4 protein-coding genes are annotated in these 4,983 nt (G+C 60.6%); 2 read left to right on the top strand and 2 right to left on the bottom strand.

Annotated elements, in window-relative coordinates; translation table 11 throughout:
- Nucleotides 1–334: DUF4112 domain-containing protein (locus ABX749_RS21460; protein WP_372897783.1), on the bottom strand; the 334-nt coding region annotated here is incomplete at its 3' end.
- Nucleotides 335–1,077: 743 nt separating this feature from the next.
- Here ABX749_RS21460 and ABX749_RS21455 point away from each other — a divergent pair.
- Together ABX749_RS21455 and ABX749_RS21450 are read left to right on the top strand one after the other, a co-directional pair.
- Entirely contained in the window at nt 1,078–1,815 is a 738-nt protein-coding gene (locus ABX749_RS21455) for a hypothetical protein (RefSeq protein WP_372897782.1), read from the top strand.
- Nucleotides 1,816–2,265: 450 nt separating this feature from the next.
- Nucleotides 2,266–3,885, top strand: a complete 1,620-nt coding sequence (locus ABX749_RS21450; protein ID WP_372897781.1) for an arylsulfatase — start codon at nt 2,266–2,268, stop codon at nt 3,883–3,885.
- Nucleotides 3,886–3,971: 86 nt separating this feature from the next.
- On the opposite strand, the gene rtcA is transcribed toward ABX749_RS21450, so the two are convergent.
- The coding region (gene rtcA, locus ABX749_RS21445; protein WP_372897780.1) for an RNA 3'-terminal phosphate cyclase at nt 3,972–4,983 on the bottom strand (1,012 nt) is incomplete at its 5' end.

The raw sequence follows: 4,983 nt of genomic DNA, 5'->3' as shown, positions 1-4,983 counted from the left end.
CGACGGTCAAGTCGATGACGATGTTCGCCGCCATCCGTGCAAGACGTCGTTTGGGCATGCCAGAGCGACGTGCCTGCAGCAGGATCCAACCGCTTACCGCCGCGGTGCCGATGTCTCCGACACCGGGGATCAGTCCCAGTGCGCTGTCCAGCCCGAATCGGATCGATGTCCCCGGAATCGACATCGAGGAGTCCATCAGTTTGGCGATCCGCTGCACGCGACGAAGGGTGGCCAGGTCATTCGCAGATGCGTTCTGGACCGGTGGTTTGTTCTTCGAGGGCTGCAGATCCTCTGCGTCGAGAGGTCGTAGGCCAGACAAGTCCTGGGCAGACATTGCGAGTCTCGTTGAGGCAACGGAAGAGGGTGATCGGTTGGGTGACGGTCCACCGGACAGAATTTAAACCCGTCTCGCCAAGTAGACGATCAAGAGAACGACTAAGACAGTGCCGAGGATACCACCACCGATATACATAACGATCTTCCATTAAGGGGTAAGTGCGACCCACGTGAAGGATGTGAGTGCTGTTGAAACGTCCACCGCACTTGTTGTGCCAAAGCGACACAGTCGTCGGCAGCAAACCCGGGAATCGGTTCACGATGTCCCGAAAAATTCCCCTACTCGGCCTGTGGACGCTACACTGAAGTGGTTGGAAGTGATTCGATCACAGGACCAGTGGCGGTGATCGATCAAACACTCGATGACGCGCAACATGTGAGGATCGGTTCGTTCGCCATGAAGTAGGAAAGTCTGCGCCGACGTCTGTTCGGCGATCGTCTGTTCGGCGATTTCATTCTTCTCATTCAGGCAACGACCCGATGACAACGATTGCGCCCCCCAAACCCTCTCTGACGCTTTCCGACCGCCTACTCAAGATGGTGGGTCATGCGGTCATGGCCCCCTCGGGCCACAACACCCAGCCATGGCTGTTCCGTTTGAAGCCGGGCCAAGTGGAGTTGTTGGCTGATCTAAGTCGGGCGTGCCCCGTGGTCGATCCTTGCAATCGCGAGCTGACGATCAGTTGCGGGGCAGCGTTATACCACTTGAAGCTGGCGATCCACTGCGATTCCCTCGCCACCATGGTACGAATCCTTCCGGCCGGCAATGAAGAAAACGTCATCGCTCGGGTGATGGTCGCCGGACCCTATGCGCCAAGTGATGACGAACAGCAACTCTTCGAAGCGATCCCCGATCGACGCACCAACCGGTTCCCCTTTACCAAGCAAGACGTCGATCCACAGTTACAAACCGAATGGATCAATGACGCGAAGAGCGAAGGTGCATGGATCCACTTGATTCACTCCGATCGGGAAAAGCACGCACTTGCCGATTTGATCAGCGAGGGTGATCGCGAGCAGGCGAGCGACAAGCGTTTTCGACACGAGCTTGCCAAATGGATCCATTCCAACACCAGCTCGCGACGCGACGGCATCCCTGGCTATTCGCAGGGCATCGGTGATTTCGCGTCACACTTCGGATGGCTGGCCGTCCGCACGTTCGACTGGGGCGACGGCCAAGCCGCCAAAGACCGACAACTCGCCGAAGGATCACCGCTGTTGGCCGTCATCGGGACCAACGGAGACACGCCGGCGGATTGGATTGCCTGCGGCCAGGCACTTGCCAAGATCTTACTGCGGGGTGCGGCCTGGTCGGTCGACGCTTCGTACCTGAATCAACCCATCGAAATCCCCCGGTTGCGCACCAAGCTGTCCAAATTGATCGGCGCCAACGGCTACCCTCAAATCCTGCTTCGCCTGGGTCACGGCAGGGAAGTCAAACCGACACCGAGGCGGAATGTTGATGAGGTCATCATCTGACCGGCAACACCGCACGCATCACCCTCCTGGACGATTTGTCGATCGAGCCAACGCGTTGTTGGCCACTTGGCACGGGGCGACGTGTTGGTGCCGCGGCTTCAGCCCAAGACCGCTAAGTGAAGCGTCGTTTCCTCGCGTTAGGGCCCGTAGGCTCGCGCCAAACGGCTGATATTCGTTTGATATCAGCCGGTTCGCGCCAGCGCCCGGGCACCTCAGCTTGTCTTCACTCCGTGGTATCGGCCGAAAGGCGTACACCAACGCTTTCTGAATCCCGTGTTACCCGATGCCCAAGCGGCAGGATTTGGGGGCCAATTGCCGGGCCAGCCAACCAGCCGGGATTTGACTTTGCGCTCCCGACGAAAGACACTACCGACTCCGAGGGTGCCCCGCCGGACCGATCCACCTGCCCCACGCCCAACGCCCCAACCCGTTCACTCAAGCGTATTCAAAATGCCTCTGTCTCTTGCCCCGATGTCAACCAGCTATCGCCGGTCAACGCCGAGTCCCTTGCGATCCGGGATCGCAACACTGGTACTGGCAGTGGTCGCGTCAATGACCGCGTTTCCCAATGCCAGATCGCTCCAAGCCGCCTCGAGCGACCGTCCCAACATCATCTTCATTCTTGCCGATGACCAGGGTTTCGGTGACGTCGGTGCGCTCAATCCGGAGTCCAAGATCCCGACGCCGAACATCGATCGGATTGCCGCCGAAGGCATGATCTTTGGTGACGCCCACACCTCGTCGTCGGTCTGCACGCCGACGCGATACAGCGTCCTGACGGGACGGTATCACTGGCGAACCCATTTACAAAAAGGAGTCCTGGGCGGGTTTTCTCCGCCGCTGATTTCGCCGGGCCGATTGACGATCGCGTCGATGCTGAAAAGCCAAGGCTACAAGACAGCCGGCATCGGGAAATGGCACCTCGGCTGGGACTGGCCGCTCAAGGGTGACGGTACGGCCGATGACGGTGGCGACTTTTCCAAACCCTACGCCAAGGGCTGGGACGTCGACTACGAAGGCGAAATCAAAAACGGCCCCAACGACCTCGGCTTTGATTATTTCTTCGGCATCAGCGCCTCGCTCGACATGCCCCCGTATGTCTTTGTCCGCAATCGCGTCCCGACCGAAAAGGCGACCGTCGAAAAAGCGTTCAACCGCAAAGGCCCCGCCGGTGCCAACTTCGAAGCCGTCGACGTGCTGCCGACGTTCACCGAGGAAACGGTTCGCTTCATTGACGAGAACGCGGACTCGGAACAACCGTTCTTCATCTACTTTCCGCTCAACGCACCGCACACGCCGATCGTGCCGACCGACCAGTGGCGCGGCAAGAGCGGCATCAACGTCTATGGCGACTTCACGATGCAAGTCGACGCCACGGTCGGACAAGTCCTCGAGGCGCTCGACAAGAACAACATCGCCGACGAAACCCTGATCGTCTTCACGACCGACAACGGGTGTTCGCCGGCGGCAAAAATCAACGAGCTCGAAGCGGCCGGACACGACCAGAATTACATCTATCGCGGACACAAAGCCGACATCTATGAAGGCGGCCATCGCGTTCCGTTCGTCGTCCGCTGGCCCGGCAAAGTCGAACCGGGGTCGCGCACCGAACACCTGATCGGACAGATCGATTTCCTGGCCACCGCGGCAGACATCACCGGCGCGACGATTCCCTCCGACGGCGCCGAAGACAGCGTGTCGTTCCTGCCCACCCTGCTCGGCCAGGCCCAGCAACCGCCGCGACAATCGATCATCTCACAATCCATCGGCGGCCAGTTCGCCATCCGCGACGGCGACTGGAAACTTTGCCTGTGCCCCGGTTCGGGCGGCTGGAGCAGCCCGCGCCCGGGACGCCATGACATGTCCAACATGCCGCCGATGCAACTCTACGACTTGGCCAGTGACCCCGGCGAAGAAAACAACCTGATCGCCGAACATCCCGATCGGGTGAAAGAGATGAAGGCGATGCTTCGCAAGGCGATCGACGACGGCCGCACCACACCCGGCGAAAAGCTCGCCAACGACGCCGAGATTGTGATGGTCAAACCGCTACCCAAGTCGAAGCGATAGCGGGGCAAGCTCGTGGGTGACGCAAGCTGGAAGCGTACACCACCTTCGCAAGCTGGAAGCGTACGCCACTTTTGCAAGCTGGAAGCTTACGCCACTTGGGGCCGGAACCGGACGATCACGTCGTTGTCTTCCTGCACATCGATTTCGATCGGCAGGAAGACTTTCAGGACGGCGAGGTGCGTTTGGCTGTGCATCGAAAGCGGTCCGCTGCGGAAGGCGCTGGTGTGACCTTGCGCCGCGGCCAGTCCCATCGGCATCATCAACTGATCGGCCAGGTATTCGCCGACCGGAACACGTCTGCCGAGATGCGCGCGAACCTGCTTGAGCAACGAGCGGGCGACCCGCTCCGCCTTGACACCCACCTTGCCGTGCGCGATGAACAATTCCGTCACGGATGCTCTCTCGATTTCGATCATCACGACATTGCCCGGTCCGATCGGCTCGTCGACTTCGATCACTTCGTAGCGGGCGTTTTCCCAGTTCGACTTGCGACGGATCGTGTCACACTGACGCTCGGCGATACCACGCGGCAACTTGCTGACGATCGCGGTCACCTTGGGCGTAAACGTCGGTTCGCAATCGAGTAATTCGAAACCGGACCATGACGTCTGCGGTTGGACCTGGAGTCGAATCTCGCCGCCGCCGGCCGGGTAGAAGCCATGCCGAGTGAGCGAGACGTCGACACGTGGTCCCGCTTTGGCTAACTGGGGCAGGTAACAACGTTGCAGAAAATCGGTCGGCGGAGCCCACGGATTGTGGGTTCCGCCGGTCAATGACACCGTGGACGGCTCGCCGGCGGAGGCGAGCGCCGGCAAGAGGGTTTGCGCGACCAACGACGTGCTGCCGGCCGTACCGACGGCGAAGCGAAAGTCACCGCCACGGAGGGTTCCGGGCGTGAATTCCAAGACGGAGGACCGGAGTTGGTCACCGCTGACCGCCGCGCCGCTGAATTCGGCCGCGGCGCGGACCGCGGTCAGGTGTTGGCGCAGCAGCCCCGGCTGTTTGCGGCCGGCGCGGATATTTTCCAATCGGATCGGCGTCCCGGTGACGGCCGACAGCGCAAGCGACGAACGGATGATCTGGCCGCCGCCCTCGCCT

It is taken from the genome of Stieleria sp. (assembly GCF_041595215.1).
GTDB lineage: Bacteria > Planctomycetota > Planctomycetia > Pirellulales > Pirellulaceae > Stieleria > Stieleria magnilauensis.
Note: the sequence above shows the minus strand (reverse complement) of the source record. Positions and strands in the feature narration are given on the sequence as shown.